A 25,579-nucleotide genomic window follows, 5' to 3' on the forward strand; every position below is an offset into this window, starting at 1 on the left:
CCTGCCACGCGTCTCATGAAAGCGCCCGCCGCACGCCCCGCCGCAGCTCTTTTCCCCGCTTCGCTTCATTACAGGACACCTACGACGCACACCCCGATTCGTTATGGGACGATGCGCGACGTGCCGGTCCCAGATGGAGCGCAACGCATGAACGCAGCGAAGCCGCAGGCAAGCGCCGCCCAGGCGCAGAAAAAACCAGGCGTTCCGATCGGCCTGATCGCGGGCGCGATTGCACTCGTCGTCGTGCTGTTGTTGCCGTTGCCTGCGAGTCTGCCTGTTGCCGGCCAGCGCATGCTGGCGATCCTCGCCTTCGCCGTGGTCGTGTGGCTCACCGAAGCCGTCTCCTACGAAGCGAGCGCCATCATCATCACTTCGCTGATGGCGTTTCTGGTCGGCACCGCGCCCACCATCGACGATCCCGCGCAGCTTTACGGCACCTCCAGAGCGATCAGCATGGCGCTTGCGGGCTTTTCGAATTCCGCGCTCGCGCTGGTGGCGGGCGCGCTGTTTATTTCGGCGGCGATGACCGTCACTGGCCTCGACAAGCGCATCGCGCTCGTCACGCTCTCGCTGATCGGCACCACCACGCGACGCATCCTGATCGGCGCGGTGGCGGTCACCATCGTGCTGTCGCTGGTGGTGCCCAGCGCCACCGCGCGCAGCGCCTGTGTGGTGCCGATCATGGTCGGCGTGATTGCGGCGTTCGGGGTGGACAAGCGCTCGAATATCGCGGCCGGCATCATGATCGTGGTGGCGGAGGCGACCAGCATCTGGAACGTCGGCATCCAGACCGCCGCCGCGCAGAATCTGCTGACCGTGGGCTTCATGGACAAGATGCTGGGCACGCGCGTGACGTGGCTCGACTGGCTGATCGCGGGCGCGCCGTGGGCGATCGTGATGTCGGTGGTCCTGCTCGTGCTGGTGCTCAGGATGCTGCCGCCCGAAACCGACGCCATCGCGGGCGGCAAGGAAGCCGTGGAAAAATCGCTGCGCGACCTCGGCCCCATGACGGGCCCGCAAAAGCGCCTGCTGGGCGTCTCCATCGGGCTGCTGTGCTTCTGGGCCACCGAGGGCAAGCTGCATCCCTTCGATACCACCTCGGTCACCTACGTGGGCCTCGTGCTGCTGCTTCTGCCGCGCTTTGGCGTGATGGACTGGAAGACCGTGCAAAGCCGCATTCCGTGGGGCACGGTGATCGTGTTCGGCGTGGGGATCAGCCTGGGCACCGCGCTGCTGACAACCAGGGCGGGCCAGTGGCTAGGCGATCTCGTTGCACATCACACCGGGCTCGATAGCGCCGGGCCGTTCATGGCGTTTGCGATTCTGGCCGCGTTTCTGGTGGTGATCCACCTGGGTTTCGCGAGCGCCACGGCGCTGACCTCCGCCATGCTGCCGATTCTGATTGCGGTGCTGCAGTCGATGTCGGGCGATTTCAATCGTCTGGGCATCGCCATGCTGCTCGGCTTCACGATGAGCTTCGGTTTTATCTTGCCGATCAACGCGCCGCAAAACATGGTGTGCCTCGCCACCGATACCTTCACCGCGAAACAGTTCGCGCGCGTGGGCCTCGTGCTGAGCGTGATCGGCTATCTGCTGTTGCTGCTATTTGCAGCGACGTGGTGGCGCTGGCTCGGTTGGGTTTGATATTTCCCCCGCACCATGAAAAAGGGGCGTTTTTCGCGCCCCTTTCGCACCCCTGCGCCCCTTCTGATTGACTCCTGCGGATTGCCCGGCTTAAACCGCCACTGCGCCCACATAGTTCTCGGCCATCGCCATCGCCGCCGCGCGCGAGGTGGTCACGTGCTCCAGCTCCGCCACCTGCAAACGCCGCTCGAACGGTGTGGCGTCGTCGAGGCGGTGCATCATGCACGTCATCCAGTACGAGAAGTGCTCGGCGCGCCAGATGCGGCGCAGCGCCGTTTCGCTATAGCCGTCGAGCAGATCCGTGCGGTTCTCCTTGTAGAACGCCACCAGCGCCGCGGTCAGCACGCGCACGTCGGCGACGGCCAGGTTGAGGCCCTTCGCGCCCGTCGGCGGCACGATGTGCGCCGCGTCGCCCGCGAGGAACAGGCGGCCGTGCTGCATCGTCGTCGAAACAAAGCTGCGCATGCCGACGATATTCTTCTGGAAGATCTTGCCCTCCACCACCTGATGGCCTTCTTCCGAATCGACGCGGGCGTGCATTTCGGCCCAGATGCGATCGTCGGACCAGTTATCGACGGAGTCCTTCGGATCGCACTGGAAATACATGCGCTGCACATTGGGCGAGCGGGTGCTGACGAGCGCGAAACCGCGGTCGTGACGCGCGTAGATCAGTTCGTCGGACGACGGCGGCGCTTCCACCAGAATGCCGAACCAGCCAAACGGGAACACGCGCTCGTAGTCCTGGCGCAATGCGGCGGGAATGGCCGCGCGCGAGACGCCTTGCGAGCCGTCGCAGCCGATCACGTAGTCGCAGTGCAGCGTGTGTTGCTCGCCGTCGTGCTCGAAACTGATCGAGGGCGCATCGGTATCGATGCCGTGAATCGCGGTGTTCTTGACGCCGAAGAACAGCGTGCCGTCGGCGGCCACGCGCGCCGCCACGAGGTCCTTGAGCACTTCGTGCTGCGCATAGACCGTGATGGCCTTGCCCGTGAGTTCGGTGAGATCGATGCGGCGGCGCTTGCCCTCGAAGGCCAGTTCGAAGCCGTGATGCAGCGCGCCTTCGGCCTTCATGCGCGCGCCGACGCCGGCTTCGGTGAGCGTGTCCATGGTGCCCTGTTCGAGCACGCCGGCGCGGATCGTCGATTCGATCTGCTCGCGGCTGCGCATTTCCAGAACAACGGACTCGATGCCGCGCAGATGCAGAAGATGGGAAAGAAGCAGGCCCGCAGGCCCCGCGCCGATGATGCCAACTTGAGTGCGCATAGGTGTCTCCATGTGCGGTTTTGATTTTCCGCAAGTTTCGCTGCCGCCAGCGATATCGCGCAACGCGATATGGAGAATAGGAACTATCCCAATTTTAGATAATGCAAGCGACGTTTCGATCGTCCAGTGCCAAGCCAGAACGCACCCACGTGAACGGGGGCGGAACGAAATTTGCTGCACCACAGCGTTTTTGCCGGCGACACGGTCGCGCGCCGGCAAGCAGCCCCTCCATCGAACAATCACCGCGAGCCACGCCGATGCCGTTTTCCACGCCGCCTGATTTGCCCGCTCATTTTCGTGCTCATTTCCTTGCTCATTTTCCTGGCCTCGCGCGCACGCGCCGCTATGCCGCCGCCCTGATCGCCGCGCTGCCGCTCGCCTGCGTCACGCTGCCGACCTTTGCGCAGAGCAGCGCGCCTGAGGTTGCCTCGTCCGCAGTGGCTCAGCAGGATTTACAAGGCGCGCCCCAACCGCCCTCCGAACTTTTCGGCCAGCTTTATCGCGACGTCGAACTCGCCCAGGTCTTCCCGGACAGCAAAACCTTCGCCGACATGGTGCCGAACGAAGCGCCCTCGAAAATCGTCGCCGAATACGAAATCTGGAGCTCACACAACGCCGGCATCACCGATCCGGATGCACGCAAGGCCGCGCTGCGCCAGTTCCTTGCACAGCATTTTTCCGATCAGAAACAGAGCGGCGATCACTATGTTTCCGATCCTGATCAGGACGTCGTGAGCCATATCGACACGCTCTGGGACGTGCTGCGGCGCAATCCGGATAGCGCGCAGCAGCCGTATTCGTCGCTGCTGCCGCTGCCCAAACCCTATGTCGTGCCCGGTGGCCGCTTCAACGAGATTTACTACTGGGATTCGTACTTCATCATGCTCGGCCTGGAGGCGAGCGGGCGCCACGAACTCACCCGCGACGAACTCGATAATTTCGCTGCGCTGATCGATCGCTACGGCCATATTCCGAACGGCAACCGCAGCTATTACCTGAGCCGCTCGCAGCCGCCGTTTTTCGCGCAGATGGTGGCGCTGGTGGCGCGCCGCGACGGCGACGCGACCTACGTGCGCTATCTGGCCGAACTGCGCAAGGAATACGACTACTGGATGGCGGGCGCCGATACGCTCAAGCCCGGCGAGGCGACGCGCCACGTCGTGCGTCTGGACGACGGCACCCTGCTCAACCGCTATTGGGACGCGCGCGACACGCCGCGCGACGAGTCGTATCGCGAAGACGTGCTGACCGCCCGGAGCGCCCCGCAACGCGGCGCGCCGGAACTGTGGCGCAATCTGCGCGCGGGTGGCGAAACGGGCTGGGATTTCAGCTCGCGCTGGCTGGCCGACAACCGCACGCTGGCGACCATCGACATCACTTCGCTCGTGCCGGTCGACCTGAACTCGCTGCTGGTCGATCTCGAACGCGCGCTCGCCAGGGGCTACGGCCTGACCGGCGACGCCGGCCAGGCGCAGCAGATGAGCGAGCGCGCCGCGCAACGCAGCGCCGCGATCGGCCGCGTGCTGTGGGACCCGCAGATCCATGCCTTCAGCGACTACGATTTCGTGCATCGCACGCTCACGCACCGGCTCACGGCGGCGACGGTTTATCCGCTTTACACGGGCGTGGCCACGCGCACCCAGGCGCATCAGGTGGCGGGCGCGGTGCGCGCCGGACTGCTGCGCCCGGGAGGTCTTGCCACCACCCAGGTGACGAGCGGCCAGCAATGGGATGAGCCCAACGGCTGGGCGCCGCTGCAATATCTGGCCGTGACGGGCCTGCGACGTTACGGCGAAAGCTCGCTCGCGCAGACCATCGCGACGCGCTGGATTGCCACCAACCTCGTCTACTACCGGCGCACGCACAAGCTGGTCGAGAAGTATGAGGTGAGCGCGGCGGCGGCGAAGGCGTCGGCGGCGGGCGGCGGGGAATATCCGCTGCAGGACGGTTTTGGCTGGACCAACGGCGTGCTGCGCGTGCTGATGACCATGTATCCGCACACGGAAAACACCCCGGCGGCGCGGGCCTCCAGTGTGCCGAAACCGATGGTTCCGGCACATTGAAGGGCGGCTGGGGCGAGACTGCGGCGAACCGGTGCATGCAAGCATGGCGGATGCGCGATTTAAATGCCTTCGCCCCGCCTCGCGCACCGTTTGCGCAACGCAGCATCCATCGTGCCAGAGCGCGCCGGAAACGGCAGAAACGGCGCTCTGACGAGGTGCAAGCCGCCCCGCATCGGCGTATCCTGAAAACCTGCCCCGCAGAGCGATCTGGATGCTGGCCGCCGGCTTGCGCCGCCCGCAACGCGATGGAAGATGGAACCGCGATGAACGCCTCCGCTCCCGCTCCTGGCGCCTCCGGCGCCCCCGCCCCGACTGCTCCATCGGGTTCCCGCATCACCGTGGTGGTGCTCACCCGCAATCACGTGCGCCAGACAGTCGACACCGTCGCGCGCCTCACTGCGCTGCCCGAACATCCTCATGTGATCGTCGCCGACAACGGCTCGACCGATTCCACCATCAGTCTGCTCGCCTCACTGTTTCCGCAGGTGCGCATCGTCCAGTGTCTGGGCGATCGCGGCATGGCGGGCTTTAATCGCGCCATCGCCCTCGCACCCACCGAATACGTGGCCTGTTGCGACGACAGCACCTGGTTCGCGCCCGGCGCACTTGCACACGCCGCGCAATGGCTCGACCAGCATCCGCAGGTGGCCGTGCTCAACGCGCGGGTGGTGGGCCAGGACGAACGCGAAATTCACCCCGCCTGCCTGATGCTCAACGCCACCTCGCCGGGCGACGACGCGCTGCCCGGCCCCGCGCTCGCGGGCTATATGGCGGGCGCCTGCGTGTTGCGCGCCGCGGTATTCCGCGCGCTCGGCGGCTACGAGGAACGGCTCTCGCATGGCGGCGCGGAAGAGCTGGCCGCGCTCGACGTGCTCGCCGCCGGGCATTCGATCGTCTACTGCGAACCCGCGCTCGCGCACCGTGAACCGCTCTACCGCTGGTTCACGCGCGCGCAGCATTGCACCCACGCGCGCAACTCGGCGTGGGTCGCATGGATGCGCCTGCCGGTGCGCGACGCGCTTGCCGCCACCGGTCGCGCGCTGGTCGTGTTCGCGCGCCAGCGCTCGCTCGGGCCAGCGGGCTTCGCACTGCTGCGCGGCGCATTCTGGGCGTTGCGCCGCCGCCGCGTGGCCCCGGCACACGTCGTGCTGCTCACCCGTCAGGTGCGCCGCGCCGAGCGCCTGGTGCGCGCCGGCATCCCGGCCATGGCCGAAAAGTACGATCGCGCCGGTCAACGTGCGTGGTAAGCTGCCGCGCTACATGTAACTGGAAACGCGGCGGAAATTGCAGCCAAAACGCAGCAAAAGGCGCATCGCGAGCGCCTGCCCGCCTGAGTCGCGTTTCATCTTTGCCGATTAAAAAAGGACCATGACCAAGTCCGATTCCGCGATGCAACCCGCTGCCGCCCTGTCCGCCGAAGGCCACAGCGGGCGCCGCTTCGAGGCGCTCGTGCAGCCCATCGAGGACTACGCGATCTTCCTGCTCGATCCACGCGGCCATGTGGTGAGCTGGAACCGGGGCGCCGCGCGTATCAAGGGCTACGAAGCGCACGAGATCATCGGCCAGCATTTTTCCCGTTTCTACACCGACGAGGCCAACGCCCGACGCTGGCCCGAGCACGAGCTGGAACAGGCCGCGCTGCATGGCCGCTTCAACGACGAAGGCTGGCGTGTGCGCAAAGACGGCTCGATGTTCTGGGCCAATGTGGTGATCACCGCGCTGCGCGAGCAGGACGGCTCGCTCGCGGGCTTCGCCAAGGTCACGCGCGACCTCACAGCCGAGCGCCGCCAGGTCGAAGCGCTGCGGCTTTCCGAAGAGCGCTTCCGCCTGCTGGTGGAAAGCGTGAGCGATTACGCGATCTTCATGCTCGACGCGCAGGGCCGCGTGGTGAGCTGGAATAGCGGCGCGACCAATCTCAAGGGCTACCGGCCCGCCGAAATCATCGGCCAGCATTTTTCGGTGTTCTTTCCGCCCGACGAGATCGCGGCGGGCGTGCCCGAGCGAGAATTGCGCCGCGCCGCCGATCTGGGCCGCTGCGTCAACGAAGGCTGGCGCGTGCGCAAGGACGGCTCGATGTTCTGGGCCAACGTCACGCTCACCGCGATTCACGACGCGGATGGCCGGCTGACCGGCTTCGCCAAGGTCACGCGCGACATGACCGAAAGCCGCCGCACCGACGAACTGGAGCATTCGAGCGAGCAGATGAAGCAGTTCCTCGCCATGCTCGCGCACGAACTGCGCAATCCGCTCGCGCCGGTGCGCAACGCGGTCGCCACGATGCGCCTGATGACTGCGCAGAGTCCCGAAGTCGAACGCGCGCGCGATCTGATCGACCGCCAGATCGTCCATCTCACGCGTCTCGTGGACGACCTGCTCGACGTGGGCCGCATCACCTCGGGCAAGATCGAATTGCGCGCAGCGCCGCTCGATCTGCGCGAGGTGGTCAAGGATGCGCTCGAAGCGGCGCAGCCGTTCACGGCGGCGCGCGGCCAGCACGTCGAAGCGATCCTGCCCGCCGCGCCCCTGCCCATGACCGGCGACCACACGCGCCTCGTGCAGGTTTTGCAGAACCTGCTGCACAACGCCTCGAAATTTTCGCCGGACCAGACCCGCATCGTCGTCGAGGTACAACTGGCCGGGCGCGGCGTGCAGATCCAGGTGCGCGACGAAGGGCGCGGCCTGCGGCCCGAAACCTTCGAATCGATCTTCGGCCTCTTCAGCCAAGACCGCTCGATGCCGGGACCTGCCGAAAACGGCCTGGGTATCGGCCTGATGCTGTGCCGCTCGCTGGTCGAACTGCACGGCGGCGCCATTTCCGCTACCAGCGACGGGCCGGGTGCGGGCAGCACCTTCACGATCCGTCTGCCGCTGGCGCGCGCAAGCAACGCGGCGCACGTGGATCTGGCGGTGGAGGGGCTGATCAGCACGGTGGGACAGACCGTGCTCGCGCACGACGAATCCTTGCCGCTGCGTGTGCTCGTGGTGGACGACAACCGCGATTCCGCCGACAGTCTGGCAATGCTGCTCGAACTCAAGGGCCACGAGGTGCGCGTGGCCTATAGCGCCGCCCAGGCGCGCGAATGGGCCGAGCGCTTCACGCCCGATGCCGCGCTGATCGACATCGCCATGCCGGAGATCGACGGCTACGCGGCGCTACGCGAGCTGCGCACGCTGGAAGCGCTCTCGCATACGGTGTTCGCCGCGATGACGGGCTTCGGCCAGGCCGCCGATATCGAACTCACGCGTGCAGCGGGTTTTGAAATGCACCTCGTCAAGCCTGTCGATGTGCTGCTGTTCGACGAAGTGCTCGCGCGCGCCGCGGCCCGGCGTGCAGCGCGCGTGGCGTGGACAAGCTCGCATCCGCAGATCTGAGGCACCTCAGGGCGCGTAAGGGCGTGTCAAGGTGCGTTAGGGCGCGACCGGTTTGAAATCGCGATATTCGATCTGCGGGCCGCGTACCACGATGGCGGTGGATTCGGGTACCTCGGCCCAGGCTTCCGGCAAGTCGACGATAGGCTCCGATACCAGCAGATAGGCATCCTCGCCCACCGCCGCAATGCGCGGATCGTCGGGATAAAGCTCCCGCAAATGCTTGAACGAGGTGCTGTGAAACAGCGAGCGCGAGTTGTGCTCGCTCGAATAGCGCACCGCCACGATCTGCTCGCCGTCGCTGGCAAAGACCGTCATATTGAGCGCCGGCTCGATGCCGTGCCTTTGTGCGGTCGCCTCGATAAAACCGGCCATGCGTTCGAGCGCCGGCACCGGATCGACTTCCAGACCGAAGGTCATCGCGAGATAAAACATCGCCTCGGAATCGGTCGATCCTTCCAGCGCATTGAAGCGCCCAGGATCGATGGCAAGCAGCAACTCGCGCCGCATGAGCGGAAAACTCTGGATCAACCCGTTGTGGGCAAACATCCAGCGCCGATGCCGGAACGGATGGCAGTTGGTCTCCTGCACCGGCGTATGCGTGGCCGCGCGCACATGCGCGACGAACAACGGCGCGTGCACGGCCCTTGCCAGTTCGCGTAGATTGCGATCGTTCCAGGCGGGATGCACGCTGCGATAGCGATAGGGAATATCGTGCGGATGCTGATACCAGCCAAGGCCGAAACCGTCACCGTTGGTGGTGGTCGCGCCAAGCTTCGAATGCAGGCTTTGGTCGATCAGCGAATGGCGCGCCCGAAACAACACGGTTTCGAGCGAAATCGGATTACCCGTGTAAGCAAGCCAGCGGCACATCGTTGCCTCCCTCGATCAGATCGGCGATTGCCTTCGCGCACAGCCACGCAGTGTACCGTGTCGTTGGCCGCTCAGTTCGCCGCTTAGTTCGCCGCGGACTTCAACGCTTGACTGCCGCTTCAATTGGCTGCGTGCAGCCCCGCGGCAATCGGCGTGAGAAAACCGGTCAGGCCGGTCAAGATAATCTGCACACCGATACACAACAACAGGAACGACGACACGCGCACGGCGACGCGCGTGCCCTCCACGCCCAGATACTGCGCCAGACGCGCGGCGCGGCTGTACACGTAGTAAATCACCAGCACGACCAGCAGCGAAATCACCAGCGAGGCGATGCTCGACAGCAGCCACGCCGAAAGCTTGTGCGTGCGGTTCGCGTTCAGCGCAATGGCCGTGGCGATCGAGCCAGGGCCAGTCGTGAGCGGCACCGTCAGCGGAAAGAAAGCCTTGCCGCTAGCCGACCAGGCACTCACGGGCCTGACCGACGGATCGCTCGCCGCGGGCGGCTCCGGTTCCGGCGCGTTGAGCATCTGCCAGCCGCTCACCGCCACCGCGAGACCGCCACCGATACGCAGCGCTTCCATCGAAATGCCGAAGAAGTGCAGGATCGGCGTGCCGACGAAAAACGCCGCAAGCAGCACGAAACCCGCATTGGTGGCGACGCGCTTGGCGAGCAGGCGGCGCTCCTCGTCGGTGAGCGTGGCGGTGCGATCGAGAAAGACAAAGGCGATGCCGATGGGGTTAATAATGCTGATCAGTCCGGTAAAACCGAAAAGAATGTCTGAAATCAGGCTCTCGATCATGAAGTCGATCCGGAAAACGGGGCGGGTGCGGGCATCGAATAGTGCGGCGGCGCGCAGCGCGAAATCGGTTAAAGCGGTTCAAAGCGCGCATGCCGCCAGAGTGCGGGAAGTTTAACTGGATCGGCCTGCGGCGTGCCCGCTGAATGCGCTGCGCGCGCACGAAATCTGCTTGCGGGTGACGCGGCGCAGCATCGAATGACAGGCGCGCGCAAGGCGCTGACGGGATTTTTGGCAGCTTTACGGGGTGCGTTCACGGGCATAGAGTGAATCGTTCTGACCCGGTCGCGACGTTCCCCTTTTACAAAAAGGAGTTGCCATGTCACTGAGGTTGCTCGCAGCGCTACCCTTCATCGGCATCCTGCTGGGCGTGCCGTTCGTCAACCGCACCGAACCGCTGATACTCGGCATGCCGCTCGTGCTGGCGTGGATCGTCATGTGGGTCGTGCTGACATCGGCGATCATGGCCATCGTCTACCGCCTCGATCCGGTCAACCGCCTGCCTGCCGATATGCAAAGCGAGGTGCGGCCATGAGCGCGCTCGTCATCATCGTGGCGATCACGCTCGTCGCGCTCTATCTGGGCATGCGTGCGCGGCGCGGGCACGACATGAGTCTCGAACAGTGGTCGGTGGGCGGACGCAGCTTCGGCACCGCCTTCGTGTTCCTGCTGATGGCGGGCGAGATCTACACCACCTTCACCTTCCTTGGCGGCAGCGGCTTCGCCTACGGCAAGGGCGCGCCGGTCTATTACATCCTCTGCTACGGCACGCTTGCGTACATCCTCTCGTACTGGATGCTGCCGCCGGTCTGGCGCTACGCCAAGCAACACCGGCTGATGTCGCAGCCGCACTTTTTCGCGCGCAAATACAACAGCCCCGCGCTGGGGGTGCTGGTCGCGTGCGTAGGCGTGCTTGCGCTCGTGCCGTATCTGGTGTTGCAACTCAAAGGCCTCGGGATCATCGTGACGACGGCCTCCTTCGGCGCGATTTCGTCGACGGCGGCAATCTGGATCGGCGCGGCCGTGGTGACGGCTTACGTGATCGTCTCGGGCGTGCGGGGCTGCGCGTGGAATTCGGTCGTGAAGGATACGATGATTCTCGCCATCGCCGTGTTTCTGGGCATTTATCTGCCGATTCACCACTACGGCAGCATGTCGGAAATGTTCCGTGCGATCGACGCCGCCAGGCCTGGATTCCTGGTGTTCCCCGCAAAAGGCCAGAGCGTGGCGTGGTTCCAGTCGACCGTGCTGCTCACGGCGATGGGCTTCTTCATGTGGCCGCATACGTTCGGATCGGTCTATACCGCCAGGGACGAACGCATTTTCCGCCGCAATGCCGCCATATTGCCGCTCTATCAACTGATTTTGCTGTTCGTGTTCTTCTGCGGATTCGCGGCGGTGTTGAAGGTGCCGGGGCTCAAGGGCGGCAATATCGATCTTTCGCTGTTCCGGCTTTCGTTGCAGACCTTTGATCCGTGGTTCGTGGGCGTAATCGGTGCGGCCGGCGTGCTCACCGCGCTCGTGCCGGGTTCGATGATTCTCACCACGGCCTCAACGCTGATCGCCAACGACGTGTATCGCGGCGCCATGATGAAACAGGCCGATGACGCACGCGTGGCGAAACTCGCGCGCTTCTTCGTGCCGGTGATCGCGCTGGTGGCGGTGGGCTTCACGCTCAATGGCGGCGAAACCATCGTGGCGCTGCTGTTGATGGGCTATAACTTTGTCACGCAGTTGTTCCCTGCGCTGGTGTGCAGTCTTTCGACGCGCAATCGCGTGACGAAACAAGGCGCGTTTTGCGGGATTTTGTCCGGCGTGGCCGTGGTCATCATCACGACGGTAACGCATGTGAGCGTCGCGCAACTGATTCCTTTCGCACCGGATGCGCTCAAGGACATCAATATCGGCTTTCTCGCGCTGGCCGTGAATATCGCGGTGCTCGCAGCGGTGAGTGTGCTGACGCAACCGCATACGCATGCCGATCACGAGCATGCAGGCGCGCATTAAATGAAGTGATGTACGGGTTGTAAATGATTGGGGCCGACGTTGTCGGCCTCTTTCGTTTAGATCACGTCTTCTGGAATGCCGCCGAAGTCCGGTCGTACAGCACGCGCCGTTGTGCGTTCCTGTGCGGACGTCGCCACTTTCTGCAAACGCACACGCATGAAGTGAGCGTGTTCGAGCGTGGTCACCGCGAGTTTTTCGTCGAGATACTCCAGCGCGACGATTGCGAAGCGCGACTCGAACCAGCCGAGATACCAGAACCAGTCTGCGTAGTAGATCCACGAATTCTCATTGAAAGCGCGTACATGTGTGGGGTCTTGCCAGGCGCTGCGCGCTTTTTCGTAGGGCACTTCGATTAACATCTGCCCGCCTGTTTTGAGCAGTCGCAGGCAATTGCCCATCAACTGCGTCAGATCAGCGACGTGTTCCAGCACATTATTTGCATAGATGAAATCGACGGCATCCGCGCGCAATTCAACCGGACCGGCCAACGAGCTATCCAGGTGCTTCGGCAAGGTCAGCGGCACAGAAAGATCCAGCAGCACATCGGGTTCGGCGCGCGGCAGTATGTCCAGATTCAGCCAGCCCGGCATGTAGTCCTTGCCCGATCCGATATGCACACGCTCCGGACGCCATGGCGTGGATGCCGTGAACTGCCCTGCGAAATATTGTTGCGCGCTTTCGAGCGCCATGGCGTATTGATCGAGCACGTCATGCGCGCAAAATGCAGCGAGACGCGCTCGCGCGGTATAGGCGAAAGACGATGCGCCGAATTCCTTCTGGAAAAACGTCCTGATGTTATCGGCGCTCACCCAGAAGACGCTGTCATCGAACTGCGGGGGCGCTTGCGTGCCTGATGTGCGCTCGCTGATGACCGGGGTGCCAAGAGACAGGCAATGGAATACGCGAGCCTGCTCGAAACGGGCGCTATCGTAGAAGTGGCAGTTGAAAACCGCCTTGGCCCGGCGGATTTCCGCATCGCGTTCAGCGCCAAAAATACCGAACGGCAGCACGCTGACCTTACAGCCCGCGGCTTCGATTTCGCGCAGCAATTGCAGCCGCCGCTCGTTCATGCTGCCGAAGAACAGAACGTCCAGCGGCCGTTCTTCAATGGGCTGCTGACCTTCGGCGGCGAGGTAAGGTGCGTAGGCGAACGAGACGATGGAAGTGCAAGCGCCTGCGCCATAGGCACTCACATTGCGCCCGTCATAATCGACGACCGGCGCCGCACGCAGCAGGCGTAGATAGTCAGGCGAAACCTGTGCGCCAAGTTCGCCCAGTTGCTCCAGATTCACGAATACACAGCGGTAGCGCTGCGTGAGTTTCTGGTCGAATCCAGTGTGAGCGCCAAAGATGAAATTGATCGCATCATGCCGCAGACGGTTCTTGCCGATGGTCACCTCGGCGCCCAACCGCCGGAACTGATAGCGAAAGAAACGTACCTGGTCGAGAAAGCCTAGTGCCGGGACGTGAGCGCCCGGCTGGATGATGCAGAGATGGATGTGCGATGGAGACATATTTGGGCCGTTTGATCGGTAGGCCTCAAGGCTGTGCGCTCATCATCACCCACGTGGTCCAGCCTTGAGTCAAGACTTGATACGTGCGTGATGATAGTCAGGCGCAAATCTCAAATATCGCGGATAAGCCCGATGACCTGCCTCAGCGAGCCTAAATTACGCTCAATCTTGTGATGAATCAGCGGGAACGTATGCGACGACGGCCCTGCACAAAGCAGCTTAACTACGCTCGCAGATGTTCACATATTCTCGCGCGGCATCGTCACTCAAACGATTGCGCACGAATGCGTGCGCGACCTCTGCTACGCTCAAATGCGCCCGGTAGCGGCGGTATATGGCGCGCACACAGGCAAATTTTCGTAGATCGCAGTAGACCTTCAGTAAGGCCACGCCTCGGGGAGACGCCAGGGTCTCGATATCGAGACCATCGATAATCTCGAACATCGCGCTGTCTTCAATGTGCCGCCACATATTGAAGAACCCATGAAAGCCGAAGGTCGGTTGCCTGGGCACCGCGTACTCGTAGGCGAATTCGTCGGCAACGTCGCCGGGCGCAAAGCGGATTCCGTAATCGGCTTCCAGCGCCTCGCGCCAGGTGCTGCAGATCAGGACGTCTTCTACTGCGCCGGCTTCAATCGCGAACTGGTCGCTAGCCAGCGCCTTCAGCAGCTTTGCCGAGCGCAGCGAAAATCCGCCATTTCCCACATCGTTTAAGTTGCTGGCGTTGGGCCAGCGCGCGCCGATATAGTCGTACTGATAAAAGCGGTCGCTCCATCTGGAAGCGTCCAGCACGTAGCCGTCCCATTGAACAACCAGCACCCACGGCGTGGCGATGTAATCGACCAGGCGCTTGAGCATGAACTGGGAATATTCGGCCAGCGAGCGTAGCGGTTCGATCTTTTCGATACGCGCCCGCGTTGGCGCGTCGACGTGTGCGATCAGCAGCGCGTCGCCGAAATCGCACTGCGCAAGCGATAGATCGAGAGCACGCGCCGCGATTGCAGGATTGACGGTATCGACGGCACAGAGCGTGACGTCGCGCAGATTTCGCGACGGACTGCTTACGTTTAAAGTTCGTTCACTCATTTCCCGCTCCGCAAGCAGTGAACACTGAAAACCCAAGGTGCCAGTGGCGAGGCGATACGTTAGGCAACATCATGGGTTGCAGATTCCTGCCAGTTTCCGAGCCGCGATTTTGCAACAGCCTCAACGCAGAAACGCGCGTCGCGAAATCAATTGGCGGCGTATCTGTTACACGTTTGCGCTAGCTCAATGCGCTGCCTTCGTATGGTTTGCAGCCCCGCCTACCGCTTCCCCATCCCATACAACTTCGAATCCGCAAAACCCTCTGCGCCCAACACGCGCCCGACCAGAATCAACGCCGTGCGCTCGATATCTGTCGCCTGCACCTTGCCGACGATATCCGCGAGCGTGCCCGTCACGCGCTCCTCATCCGGCCAGCTTGCGCGATAAATCACGGCCACCGGGCAATCATCGCCATAGTGCGGCCGCAGTTCCTCGACGATGCGCGCGATATGCCGCACGCCCAGATGAATCGCCATCGTCGCGCGATGACGCGCGAGATCGCCCAGGGCCTCGCCTTCCGGCATCGACGTTTTGGCCGCATAACGCGTGAGAATCAAGGTCTGCGAAATACCCGGAAGCGTCAGCTCATTGCTAAGCGCGGCCGCACAGGCGGCCGTCGCCGTCACGCCCGGCACCACTTCATAAGGAATCCCAAGCTCGCGCAAACGTCGAATCTGCTCGCCGATCGCGCCGTACAACGACGGATCGCCAGAATGCACGCGCGCCACATCGTGGCCCCGGCGATGTGCGCTTTCCAGCAGCGCAACGATTTCATCGAGCGTCAGCGGCGCAGTATCCACGACCTGTTGCGCGCGATGACCTTCCAGCACCGCGGGAGGCACCAGCGATCCCGCGTAAAGAATGACCGGACAGGTCCGCACGAGCCGTTGGCCCTTTACGGTAATCAATTCGGGGTCGCCTGGTCCCGCGCCGATAAAGAAAACAGTCATGCGTCGATCTTCCGTTGATTGAGATCCGCGAGCGCGTCCAGCACCTCCTGCACCGATGCGAATTCGCGTTGCGCGGGCGGCAGTGACGGACGCTTCACCATGACCACCGGCAAGCCCATTTCGCGCGCGACTCCAAGCTTTGCTCCGGTTGCCGCGCCGCCGCTGTTCTTGCTGACGATCACGTCGTAACGCCCTGTTTTGAAGAGCATCCGCTCGCCTTCAGCCGTAAAAGGCCCGCGTGCGTCGATCACCTGCGCGCGAGCGTGGCCCGGATGCGCATCGAGACAGCGCACCGTCCAGTGCTGATGCAACGGCACTTCGCCCAGATGCGCGAGCGGCTCGCGGCCCAGCGTAAACAGCACGCGTGCGTAGGGCTTGATTGCTTCGACCACGCCGGCCCAGTCGTCCACCCAACGCCAGTCGTCGCCGGGTTGCGGCTGCCAGGGCGCGCGACGCAGCGCCCAGTACGGCAGCTTCGCCTGTTCGCATGCGCGCGCAGCGTTCGCGCTGATCTGCGCCGCGTAGGGATGCGTGGCGTCCAGAACACAGCCGATACCCTCATCGGCGAGATAACGCGCGAGTCCTGGCGCGCCGCCAAAGCCCCCCACCCTCACCGCGCAGCTCAGATCGGCAGGCACGCGGCCGAGGCCCGCAAGGCTATAAACATGCTCAGGGCCGAGTGCGCGCGCAATACGCAGTGCGTCTCCGGTACCGCCAAGCAACAACACGCGTGCGCTCATGGCTTGATCGCTTCGTACAGCGTCACGGGCAGCGCCTGACGCCAGGTATCGAAGCGGCCAAGCGCTTCGGCCTCGCCGATGCCGATACGCGTGAGCGTGCCGCCATGTCGTTCACGCCAGGCTACGAGCGCCGCTTCGCTCTGCACGGTGACGGCGTTCGCCACCAGCCGTCCGCCAGGCGCCAGCCTGTCCCAGCACGTTTCGAGCACGCCCGGCACCGTGACACCGCCGCCGATGAACACCGCGTCGGGCGTGGCAAGTCCATCGAGCGCATCCGGCGCGCGTCCCGCGACGAGTTGCAGCGCGGGCACGCCCAGCGCGTTGCGGTTATGTTCGACAAAGCGCTGGCGCGCGGCGTTCGCTTCGATCGAAATGGCGCGGCAAGCCGGATGCGAGCGCATCCATTCGATGCCGATCGAGCCGCTGCCCGCGCCCACGTCCCAGAGCAGCGCACCGGGCACCGGCGCGAGACGTGCGAGCGTGAGCGCGCGCACGTCGCGCTTGGTGATCTGGCCGTCGTGCCGATAGGCATCGTCGGGCAAGCCCGGCGTGAGCGTCCAGGCGTGGGCGGGCGCTTCATCGGCGGCTTCGCATTCGAACGCAACGAGATTGAGCGCAGCGACTTCGTCCAGATGCCAGGCATCGGCGCGGCCTTCGATGCGCCGCTCCTGGGCACCGCCCAGATGCTCGAATACGGCAAGGCGCGACGCGCCAAAACCCTGCGCGGTGAGCAAGGCCGCGATGGCTTTGGGCGTGTGCCCGTCGGCGCTCAATGCAAGCACGCGCGAATGCGAATACAGATGCCGACGCAGCGCATCGAGCGGCCGTCCCACCAGCGAGGCAACCGTGGTGTCCTGCAAGGCCCAGCCAAGCCGCGCCGCCGCAAGCGACAGCGACGAAGGCGCCGGCAGCACGCACAACTCAGCGGCCCCAAGCTGGCGCGCAAGCGTCGCGCCGACGCCGTAGAACATCGGATCGCCGCTTGCCAGCACGCACACCGAGCCCTGGGTATCGCGCAGCACAAGCAGCGGCTCGACGCTGAACGGCTGAGGCCACACCTGGCGGCGCGCCTGCACGCGCGCGGGCAACATCGCCAGATGGCGCGCGCCGCCCGTCACGACCGTCGCCGCAAAAAGCGCGCGGCGCGCGGCGCGCCCGAGCCCCGCGTATCCGTCCTCGCCTATGCCGATCACCGTCAGCCACGCTCGCCTGCCCTGCATCCGTGCTCCGTCATGCGTTGCGCGCGGCCCGTCTGGATTCGCGGATCGCGCTGGAAAACGGGCATAATACCGCTTCCGCTGGCGCCCGACGGGCCCGAAAACCGCGAATTTCGCGCGCATTTCGCAGCCTTTGCCGATGCTGCCAGCGCTCGCGCCGCGCTGATGCCAGGCCACCGCAGCACTGGGCCATGGGTCTGGCGACCGCGCGATCCCCGACACGAGTGCTCCCTTGAATCACGACTCGAAGCCCGCCGCTACGTCTGCTACGTTCGCTTTGTCCGTTACGTCCGCTGCGTCGCCCGCAGCATGGGCCGCTGCCCGCCGTTCGGCATGCCCGGGGCTCGTGCGGGTCGTCGCGGCGCTCGACGGCGGCCTCTGCCGCGTCCGTTTGCCGGGCGGCGTGCTGCTGTCCACGCAGGCACACGCGATTGCCGAAGCCGCCATCGCCCATGCAAGCGGCACGCTCGAACTGACGAATCGCGCCAACCTCCAGGTGCGCGGCATCCGCGCGGGTAGCGAGGCGGCGCTCACGGCCGCGCTGGTCGAAGCAGGCCTCGGACCCTCGAATGCCACAAGCGAAGCCGCCGATCTGTGTATCGCCGACGAACTGCGCAACCTCATGCTCAGTCCGCTCGCTGGCCTGGATCGCGCAGCGCTCATCGATACCACGACACTCGCCGCGCCCATCGTCGCGATGCTGCAAGGCGAACCGCGTTTCGCAGCGCTTTCGCCCAAATTCGCGCTGCTGATCGATGGCGGCGAGCAGCTTGCGGCGCTCGATCATCCGCACGATATCTGGCTGGCCGCCGCCGCGCGCGGCGCAGCCGTGCGCTTCACGTTCGGTCTCGCGGGCTGTCCCGCCGATGGCGCGCACGGCTCGATTGCCGCCGCCGATGCGATCGCGTTCATTGAAGCGCTGCTGCACGCCTTCCTCGATCTCGCGCAGCCCGGGCAGACGCGCATGAGGGAAATCGTCGCGACGCATGGCGCGCAAGCCGTGTTGCAACGGGCGCAGGATCACGCGCCGCTCGACATCGCGCACGAGCGCGGCTGGCATCACCCGGGAGTCGATCTGGCCTTGCGCCTGGGCGTCCATGAATCGAAACACGGCACCGTCTACATCGGCTGCCAGCCGCCGCTGGCGCGCCTCGACGCCGCCACGCTGCATGCCCTCGCCACGCTCGCGCGAACGCACGGCGACAGCACACTGCGCATCACGCCCTGGCAAGGCGCGATCCTGCCGAATATCGATAACGGCAACGCGCAGGACGTGCTAGAAAACCTGCAGACGCTCGGCCTGATCACCGATCCCGCCCACCCGCTCGCACGCACGATTGCCTGCACGGGATCGGCGGGTTGCGCGAAGAGCCGCGCCGATACCAAGGCCGACGCCCTGCGTCTGGCCGGCCAATTGCCGCCTGAGGTCCACGTCCACTTGAGCGGCTGCGAGCGCTCCTGCGCCGCCGCTCATCGCGCGCCGTACACGCTGCTCGCCGTTGCGCCCGGCGCATACGAACTGTACGAACAAGGCGACGACCACCACCAACACGACCAACAGCACGCGACGCACATGGCCCCATTCGGCCGCGCCGTCGCGAGCCACCTGACGATCGACGCCGCTGCGCAGATGCTCACGCAACTGACTGCCCAGCGGCCCCGGAGCACCTCTGATGTCTGATTACATCCGCGACGGCCAGGCGATCTACCGCGAGTCCTTCGCGACGATCCGCGCCGAAGCCGATCTCTCGCGCATTCCCGCCGACCTCGAAAAACTCGCCGTGCGCGTGATCCATGCCTGCGGCATGGTCGACGTGGCCGCCGACCTGGCCTTCTCGCCAGGCGCGGGGACCGCTGGCCGCACGGCGCTGGCCAACGGCGCACCGATTCTCTGCGACGCGAAGATGGTCGCGTTCGGCATCACCCGCACGCGCCTGCCCGCCGGCAACGAAGTCATCTGCACGCTCGACGATCCCGCCGTGCCCGCGCTCGCGCGCGAAATGGGCAATACGCGCTCGGCCGCCGCACTCGAACTGTGGCGTCCGCATCTCGAAGGCAGCGTGGTCGCCATCGGCAATGCGCCCACCGCGCTGTTCCACCTCATCGACATGATCGCGGCCGGCGCGCCGCGCCCCGCGCTGATCCTCGGCATGCCGGTGGGTTTCGTGGGCGCAGCGGAATCGAAAGCGCTGCTCGCGAGCGCCGCGCACGGCGTGCCCTTCGTGGTCGTGCATGGCCGCCGCGGCGGCAGCGCCATGGCCGCAGCCGCCGTCAACGCACTTGCTTCGGAGATCGAATAAATGTCCATCAAAGGACGACTGCACGGCATCGGCGTGGGTCCGGGCGACCCCGAACTGCTCACGCTCAAGGCGCTGCGCCTCATCAAGGCCGCACCCGTGGTTGCGTACTTTGTCGCGAAGGGCAAAAAGGGCAACGCGTTCGGCATCATCGAAGACCATCTGGAAGCGCGCCAGCAACAACTGCCGCTGGTCTATCCGGTGACCACCGAAGCGCTGGAGCCGCCGCTCTCGTACGAAGCGATCATCGGCGACTTCTACGACGGCGCGGCCGAAACCGTCGCCGCGCATCTGGACGCGGGCCGCGACGTGGCCGTGATCTGCGAAGGCGATCCGTTCTTCTACGGCTCGTACATGTATCTGCACGACCGCCTCGCCATGCGTTTCGAAGCCGAAGTCGTGCCGGGCGTGTGCTCGATGCTGGGCGGCGTGGCGGTACTGGGCGTGCCGCTCGTGTACCGGAACCAGAGCCTTTCGGTGCTCTCGGGCGTGCTGCCCGAGGACGAACTGCGCCGCCGCCTGGCCGATGCGGACGCCGCCGTCATCATGAAACTCGGCCGTAACTTCGAGAAAGTTCGCCGTGTGCTGACCGATCTCGGTCTGGCCGATCGCGCGCTTTATGTTGAGCGCGCAACGATGTCGAACCAGCGCATCGTACCGCTCGATGACGTCGATCCGATGGCATCGCCCTACTTCTCGCTGCTGGTCGTGCCGGGGGAAAAATGGCAACGCTGAGCCCCGCGCTGCATGCACCCGCCGTGGTCATACTCGGCCCCGGCGCGCTTGCCACCGCACAGCGCGTGAAGGCGCTCTATGCGGGCGCGCAGATTCACGCCTTGCAGGATCGCGCGCAAGGCGACATCGCATTCACCGAACTGGGCGAGCATCTGCGCGAACTCTACCGGCGCGGCACGCCGCTCATCGCGCTGTGCGCGGCGGGCATCGTGATCCGCTGCCTCGCGCCGCTGCTCGCCAACAAGGGCATCGAGCCGCCCGTACTCGCACTCGCCGAAGACGGCAGCGCGGTCGTACCGCTGCTCGGCGGCCTCACGGGTGTCAATGTGATGGCGCGCGCGATTGGCGCGGCGCTTGGCATCGCGCCTGCGATCACCACGAGCGGCGAACTGCGCTTTGGCACCTGCCTGCTCAATCCGCCCGAAGGCTATGCCTTATCGAGTCTCACGCAGGGCAAACGCTTCGTCTCGGATCTGCTCGCGGGCGACACCACGCGCATCGACGGCGACGCACCCTGGCTCGACAACGTCGATCTACCGCGCAACGCCGCGGCGCGCCATGCGATTCGTGTGAGCCCGCAGGCATGGGACGGCAATCCGGAACATCTGGTGATTCATCCGCGTTCAGTGGTTGCGCGCGCAACCGAATCGCCTGCCTTGCTCGCTGAATACGTGCGCGAAGCGTTGGCTGGGAACGGCCTCGCTGAACAGGCGCTCGCCGCGCTGGTCGCGCCCGTCGAGCACATGGGCGATGCCGCGTTCGAACAGGCGGCAGCGGCGCTGGGCGTGCCGCTGCGTTTTGTCGATGGCGAATCGCTCGACGCATTGAAGCTGCCTGAGCCGCATCGACTTATCGAAGCGGGACATGGCATCACGCTGGGCGTCGCGGACGAACCGCTCGACGTCTCCACGCTGGGGCGCGCGCGCGGACGCCTGACCGTGCTTGGCCTCGGGCCAGGGTGCGCCGATCTGCTCACGCCGATGGCGCGCGCCGCGCTCGACGAAGCGACCGATATCGTCGGTTACGCTACTTATGTGGAGATGGCCGGGCCATTGCGTCCGGGTCAGGTGCGCCACGCCACCGATAATCGCGAGGAGTTGCAGCGGGCGCGCCATGCGTTTGAACTGGCTTGTGAGGGACGGCGCGTGGTGGTGGTGTCGTCGGGCGATCCGGGGGTGTTCGCGATGGCCGCTGCGGTGCTCGAAGCGCTTGAGGGGGCTGAGGATCTGCGCTGGCGTCGTGTCGATCTGCGGATCGTGCCGGGCGTGTCGGCCGCGCTTGCCACGGCTGCGCAAGCAGGCGCGCCGCTGGGTCACGACTTCTGCATGCTGTCGCTTTCGGACAATCTCAAGCCGTGGGCTGTGATCGAAAAGCGTCTGCATCATGCGGCGCTGGCCGATCTTGTGATGGCTTTCTATAACCCGATTTCTCGTGCGCGGCCTTGGCAGCTCGATCGGGCGCTGGAGATCGTGCGCGCGGTGCGTGCGCCGCAAACGCGGGTGGTGCTGGGGCGCGATGTGGGGCGGCCAGGGGAAACGCTCAGGGCGATGACGCTTGGCGAGCTGCAATCGTCGGATGTGGATATGCGCACGATGGTGATCGTCGGGTCTTCCGCTACGCGGGGGTTTGGGCGGGAAGGCGCTCGTGATGGCTCGATGGATGAGTGGGTTTATACGCCGCGTTGGTATAAGTAGCGCGTTGGCATTTCCTTGTGATCGTGTCGGTCTATTAGCGTTGCCCCTGTGCGGGGCGGCACCTACTTTTCTTTGCCGCGGCAAAGAAAAGTAGGCAAAAGAAAGCCGCTCAAACCGCTAAATTGACGCCGTCCACCTCTCGCCCATCTACGGAGTGGTGACTGGGCATTGCTCCCACCACGCGCCCAATATCGGAGTGACAAGGCAGTCATTCATCCCGTTGTTCGCTGCGCTCACAACGGTTGGGTCTGCGAAGGAAGGCGCAAACCTGCGGTTTGCGTAATGCCCCACGGGGCGCTTGCGCCCCCGGATGTGCGGGTGGCACCACTCCGATATTGGGCGCGTGATGCGGGCGCTGCCCGGGCGCCACTCTGTTTTATAGGCTGTAGGTGTACCGCGAAGCACTGGCGGTGGTAGCGGCTTTCTTTTGCCTACTTTTCTTTGCCGCGGCAAAGAAAAGTAGGTGCTGCCCCGCACAGGGGCAACGCTAATAGACCGACACGACAACAAGGAAATGCCAACACAACAATCCACCCAGCATAACCACAACCCACCCCCACCCTAAAACTCCGCGCAATCGCGCCGTAAACACAGTGATCCCATCACCCGCAGGACGCGCGCCGATGACCGATAGCATTGAAGCCACCGAGGCTGCCCCCACTCCGACAGCGGCCCCCGTGGACGCCCCCACCGCCCCCCTCTCCCCCGCCGACATCGCACTCGGCCAGCCACTCGACTGGCCGCTCGTCGATGCCGACGGCACGCCACTGCTCGACGTCGGCGCGACGCTCATAGGCGAAATGGAACGCGACTTCCTGTTTCGCCACTTCGCCCCGCGACGCGGCGACTGCGAGCCGCCCCCCAGCGAGCCCGTCCCCCCCCAGCAACAGGACACCGCCCTCGCCGTCCGCGACCTGCATCTGACGATCGGCGCGCTCATGGGCCTGCGCCCGCAACAGGGCGCGAGCGGCGCGCCCATGCATCCGTGCAAGCTGATCGGCGTCGCGCCCAATGAAGCGATCTTCGTCACCCTTCCCTACGTGGATCGTCGCCCGATAGAAATCACCCCCGGCGAGAACGTCGAAATCGTCGCGATCGCGAGCCACGCCGTTTATCGCTTCGTCTGCACGGTTCACGCGATGTATCAGGCGCCGCTTGGCTACCTGCTGCTGTCGAAGCCCGCCAATATCCGCATGCTGCGCGAGCGCAAATCGATCCGCGTACGCGCGCAGTTTCCGGTGCGCTTTGGCATCGGCGAGGAAACCACGGGTTATCAAGGTGTCGCGCTCGCACGCGGCGTCAGTGCGCTCGGGCTGTCGATCGCCGCGCCGTGGGCGCTCGCCAAGGTCGGCGAGCGTCTGCGCGTGGCCTGGCGGCTGCGCTCGGGCGAACTCGATTCGATCATCGAGACCAGCGCCGTCGTGCGTAACGTCCATCAGGAAGACGGCCCCGAGCCGCTCGTCACGCTCGGTCTCGAACTCGATAGACTCTCGCCCGCCGACCAGATGGCGATGAAGGTCTACGTGTTCGATCGTCAGGACGACGTGCTGTACTGGACCGGCGCGGCCCGCTAAAGCGACCAGTTACTACGAAAGCGACCGGTCGATCAGCGCATCCACATCGACGCACTCGCCTTGCCACGCCTGCGCCAGCGCATGACAGCGCCCGAGGCGCAGGTTCGAGGCCTCGCAATCGACCACGGTGATGTGGTCCGCCAGCCGCGGTCGCGCGGGCCATTGCGTGGTGCGGCCGTCGCTGAAAAGCCAGAGGTGGCGTTCACGCGCCGGGTCGCGCCGCGCCGCCGCGTCGAGCAGTTGCGAGGCGCGCGCAATGCCCGCGTCCAGCGGCGTGCCGCCTCCACCACCGATGGGCGCAAGCCAGCGCTCGTTCCACCAGCGCGGCACCGCAGGCCCGAAGCGCAGTTCGGCGTGCGCGCCGCCAAAGCAGATCAAGGCCACTTCCACGCGTTCGGCGCGCGCGCGATCGAATAGCGCAATCAGCAGCCCTTTGGCAAGCGCAAGCTGACCATGTGCGAGCATCGACGCCGAACAATCGAGCACGAAGCAATGCAGCGCGCCGGTGCCGGTCTTGCGCTGCGCGTAGCGCAGGTGTTCCGCGCGCAGCGCAGTGCCGCGTTTGGCGGCGAGCGTGGCGGGCCATGCAAGGCGCGCGCCAGGCTCGGGTTGGCGCGCGATGCGCGCTCGCGCGGCTCCTGGACCTTCACGCCGTCGTGCGCCGCCCTGTGCCTGGGCAGCGGTCCTTGCCCGACGGGTCAGCGTTTTTTTGCTGGCAGCGGGATCACGCCCTTGACCGCTCTAGCGGCGACGGGCTCGGGCGGGAGTTCGCCCCAATCCGGTTGCGAGCCTGCATTTACTTCGGACTGCAGGCTTTTCTGCGATTCATCGCGACGCTGCGGCTGTTGCTGGTGTTGCTGCTGTTGTTGTGTCGGCGAAGGCTGATCCGGCAATGCGCGACGCCGATGCAAGAGCACCGCATCGGCAACCTGATCGACATGTTCGGGCGCGATCTGCGCCGCGCTTTCGAGCGCCGCCAGCGCACGCGCCGCGCGCAGCATCACCAGATCGGCGCGCATGCCGTCGACGGCCGCTTCCACGCACAGTTGCGCGGCACGTTCATGCACGGCGTCGCTCCACGCCAGCGATTCGAGCGCCGCACGCGCCGCCGCGATACGCGCGGCCAGCGCGCTTTGCGCTTCGGCATGCGCCGCGCAGAACGCCTGCGGATTCGCATCGAACGCGAGCCGCGCCTTGACGATGCGTTGTCGTTCGGCCGTGTCGTAGCGATTGTCGAGTTCGACCATCAGTCCGAAGCGGTCCAATAGTTGCGGACGCAACTCACCCTCTTCCGGATTCATGGTGCCGACCAGCACGAAACGCGCATCGTGCGTATGCGAGACGCCGTCGCGCTCGACCGTGTTCACGCCGCTTGCCGCCACATCAAGCAAGGCGTCGACGAGCGCATCGGGCAGCAGGTTCACTTCGTCGACATAGAGCACGCCGTCATGTGCGCGCGCGAGCAGTCCCGGCGCGAAACGCACCGCGCTCTCGCGCAACGCGGCTTCGAGATCGAGCGTGCCGATCAGCTTTTCCTCGCTCGCGCCCAGCGGCAGCGTGACGAATGCGCCATCGGGCAGCAGCGCGGCAAGCGCGCGCGCCGCGGTCGATTTCGCGGTGCCGCGCGGCCCGCTCACGAGCACGCCGCCTATCGCGGGGTCGATGGCCGCCAGCAGCAAGGCGCGCTGCAACGACGCCTGGCCGACCAGCGCGGTGAAGGGAAAGGCGGGACGCGCCGCTGCCTGATTCATGT

Annotated in this window: 21 protein-coding genes; 11 read left to right on the forward strand and 10 right to left on the reverse strand. The window is 65.0% G+C overall.

Features of this window, described 5'->3' with window-relative positions:
- Positions 1 to 147 precede the first annotated feature (147 nt).
- Positions 148 to 1,644: a DASS family sodium-coupled anion symporter gene (locus F4827_RS26500; RefSeq protein WP_183729042.1), complete on the forward strand. Its 1,497-nt coding sequence runs from the start codon at positions 148 to 150 to the stop codon at positions 1,642 to 1,644.
- Positions 1,645 to 1,734: 90 nt separating this feature from the next.
- Here the strand turns inward: F4827_RS26500 and F4827_RS26505 are convergent, their stop codons facing one another.
- The gene (locus F4827_RS26505) at positions 1,735 to 2,907 is read right to left on the reverse strand and encodes a 4-hydroxybenzoate 3-monooxygenase (protein ID WP_183729045.1); all 1,173 of its coding nucleotides are present in this window, start codon (positions 2,905 to 2,907) and stop codon (positions 1,735 to 1,737) included.
- Between the two features lie 257 nt (positions 2,908 to 3,164).
- On the opposite strand from F4827_RS26505, the gene treF reads away from it, so the two are divergent.
- The 3 genes from treF to F4827_RS26520 all read left to right on the forward strand — a co-directional run bounded on the left by treF (position 3,165) and on the right by F4827_RS26520 (position 8,342).
- On the forward strand, positions 3,165 to 4,970 hold the full coding sequence (treF, locus tag F4827_RS26510) for an alpha,alpha-trehalase TreF (protein WP_183729048.1): 1,806 nt from the start codon (positions 3,165 to 3,167) through the stop codon (positions 4,968 to 4,970).
- Between the two features lie 263 nt (positions 4,971 to 5,233).
- The gene (locus tag F4827_RS26515) at positions 5,234 to 6,217 is read left to right on the forward strand and encodes a glycosyltransferase family 2 protein (protein ID WP_183729051.1); all 984 of its coding nucleotides are present in this window, start codon (positions 5,234 to 5,236) and stop codon (positions 6,215 to 6,217) included.
- 121 nt (positions 6,218 to 6,338) lie between these two features.
- Positions 6,339 to 8,342, forward strand: a complete 2,004-nt coding sequence (locus tag F4827_RS26520) for a PAS domain S-box protein (protein WP_183729054.1) — start codon at positions 6,339 to 6,341, stop codon at positions 8,340 to 8,342.
- A gap of 36 nt (positions 8,343 to 8,378) precedes the next feature.
- Here F4827_RS26520 and F4827_RS26525 read toward each other — a convergent pair whose 3' ends face one another.
- Both F4827_RS26525 and F4827_RS26530 read right to left on the reverse strand, forming a co-directional pair.
- Positions 8,379 to 9,212 carry a class II glutamine amidotransferase gene (locus F4827_RS26525; protein ID WP_183729057.1) on the reverse strand — a complete coding sequence of 278 codons (834 nt, stop codon included), beginning with the start codon at positions 9,210 to 9,212 and terminating at the stop codon, positions 8,379 to 8,381.
- Positions 9,213 to 9,331: 119 nt separating this feature from the next.
- Positions 9,332 to 10,015, reverse strand: a complete 684-nt coding sequence (locus tag F4827_RS26530) for a MarC family protein (protein ID WP_183729059.1) — start codon at positions 10,013 to 10,015, stop codon at positions 9,332 to 9,334.
- Between the two features lie 316 nt (positions 10,016 to 10,331).
- On the opposite strand from F4827_RS26530, the gene F4827_RS26535 reads away from it, so the two are divergent.
- Together F4827_RS26535 and F4827_RS26540 are read left to right on the forward strand one after the other, a co-directional pair.
- Positions 10,332 to 10,547 carry a DUF3311 domain-containing protein gene (locus tag F4827_RS26535; RefSeq protein WP_183729062.1) on the forward strand — a complete coding sequence of 72 codons (216 nt, stop codon included), beginning with the start codon at positions 10,332 to 10,334 and terminating at the stop codon, positions 10,545 to 10,547.
- Complete coding sequence (locus F4827_RS26540) at positions 10,544 to 12,019, forward strand: sodium:solute symporter (RefSeq protein ID WP_183729066.1); 1,476 nt, start codon at positions 10,544 to 10,546, stop codon at positions 12,017 to 12,019. The genes F4827_RS26535 and F4827_RS26540 overlap by 4 nt, the downstream gene beginning before the upstream one ends.
- A 56-nt stretch (positions 12,020 to 12,075) precedes the next feature.
- Here F4827_RS26540 and F4827_RS26545 read toward each other — a convergent pair whose 3' ends face one another.
- The 5 genes from F4827_RS26545 to cbiE all read right to left on the reverse strand — a co-directional run bounded on the left by F4827_RS26545 (position 12,076) and on the right by cbiE (position 17,529).
- The gene (locus tag F4827_RS26545) at positions 12,076 to 13,533 is read right to left on the reverse strand and encodes a methyltransferase domain-containing protein (protein ID WP_183729069.1); all 1,458 of its coding nucleotides are present in this window, start codon (positions 13,531 to 13,533) and stop codon (positions 12,076 to 12,078) included.
- Positions 13,534 to 13,752: 219 nt separating this feature from the next.
- Entirely contained in the window at positions 13,753 to 14,619 is an 867-nt protein-coding gene (locus tag F4827_RS26550; RefSeq protein WP_183729072.1) for a DUF5672 family protein, read from the reverse strand.
- 218 nt (positions 14,620 to 14,837) lie between these two features.
- Entirely contained in the window at positions 14,838 to 15,569 is a 732-nt protein-coding gene (cobM, locus tag F4827_RS26555) for a precorrin-4 C(11)-methyltransferase (RefSeq protein ID WP_183729075.1), read from the reverse strand.
- Complete coding sequence (locus F4827_RS26560; protein ID WP_183729078.1) at positions 15,566 to 16,309, reverse strand: cobalt-precorrin-6A reductase; 744 nt, start codon at positions 16,307 to 16,309, stop codon at positions 15,566 to 15,568. Before F4827_RS26560 ends, cobM begins: the two co-directional genes overlap by 4 nt.
- A complete protein-coding gene (gene cbiE / locus F4827_RS26565; RefSeq protein ID WP_260175428.1) occupies positions 16,306 to 17,529 on the reverse strand; it encodes a precorrin-6y C5,15-methyltransferase (decarboxylating) subunit CbiE in 1,224 nt (407 codons plus the stop codon). The genes F4827_RS26560 and cbiE overlap by 4 nt, the downstream gene beginning before the upstream one ends.
- A 229-nt stretch (positions 17,530 to 17,758) precedes the next feature.
- Between cbiE and cobG the strand changes: the two genes are divergently transcribed.
- From cobG to F4827_RS26590, 5 genes are all read left to right on the forward strand, one after another.
- Positions 17,759 to 19,207, forward strand: coding sequence for a precorrin-3B synthase (gene cobG, locus F4827_RS26570; protein WP_260175429.1), 1,449 nt, complete (start codon positions 17,759 to 17,761; stop codon positions 19,205 to 19,207).
- Positions 19,200 to 19,826, forward strand: coding sequence for a precorrin-8X methylmutase (locus F4827_RS26575; RefSeq protein WP_183729086.1), 627 nt, complete (start codon positions 19,200 to 19,202; stop codon positions 19,824 to 19,826). The genes cobG and F4827_RS26575 overlap by 8 nt, the downstream gene beginning before the upstream one ends.
- Positions 19,827 to 20,558 (forward strand): precorrin-2 C(20)-methyltransferase, encoded by a 732-nt coding sequence (locus F4827_RS26580; RefSeq protein ID WP_183729089.1) that lies wholly within the window; start codon positions 19,827 to 19,829, stop codon positions 20,556 to 20,558.
- A complete protein-coding gene (gene cobJ, locus F4827_RS26585; protein ID WP_260175430.1) occupies positions 20,546 to 22,252 on the forward strand; it encodes a precorrin-3B C(17)-methyltransferase in 1,707 nt (568 codons plus the stop codon). The genes F4827_RS26580 and cobJ overlap by 13 nt, the downstream gene beginning before the upstream one ends.
- Before the next feature lie 623 nt (positions 22,253 to 22,875).
- Positions 22,876 to 23,826: a flagellar brake protein gene (locus F4827_RS26590; RefSeq protein ID WP_183729091.1), complete on the forward strand. Its 951-nt coding sequence runs from the start codon at positions 22,876 to 22,878 to the stop codon at positions 23,824 to 23,826.
- A 12-nt stretch (positions 23,827 to 23,838) separates the two neighbouring features.
- On the opposite strand, the gene F4827_RS26595 is transcribed toward F4827_RS26590, so the two are convergent.
- Together F4827_RS26595 and F4827_RS26600 are read right to left on the reverse strand one after the other, a co-directional pair.
- On the reverse strand, positions 23,839 to 24,447 hold the full coding sequence (locus F4827_RS26595; protein ID WP_183729362.1) for a VWA domain-containing protein: 609 nt from the start codon (positions 24,445 to 24,447) through the stop codon (positions 23,839 to 23,841).
- A gap of 77 nt (positions 24,448 to 24,524) precedes the next feature.
- The gene (locus F4827_RS26600) at positions 24,525 to 25,577 is read right to left on the reverse strand and encodes an ATP-binding protein (RefSeq protein ID WP_183729094.1); all 1,053 of its coding nucleotides are present in this window, start codon (positions 25,575 to 25,577) and stop codon (positions 24,525 to 24,527) included.
- Positions 25,578 to 25,579: the final 2 nt, after the last annotated feature.

Origin of the sequence: Paraburkholderia bannensis (assembly GCF_014200455.1) — a bacterium.
In the GTDB taxonomy this organism is placed as follows: domain Bacteria; phylum Pseudomonadota; class Gammaproteobacteria; order Burkholderiales; family Burkholderiaceae; genus Paraburkholderia; species Paraburkholderia bannensis_A.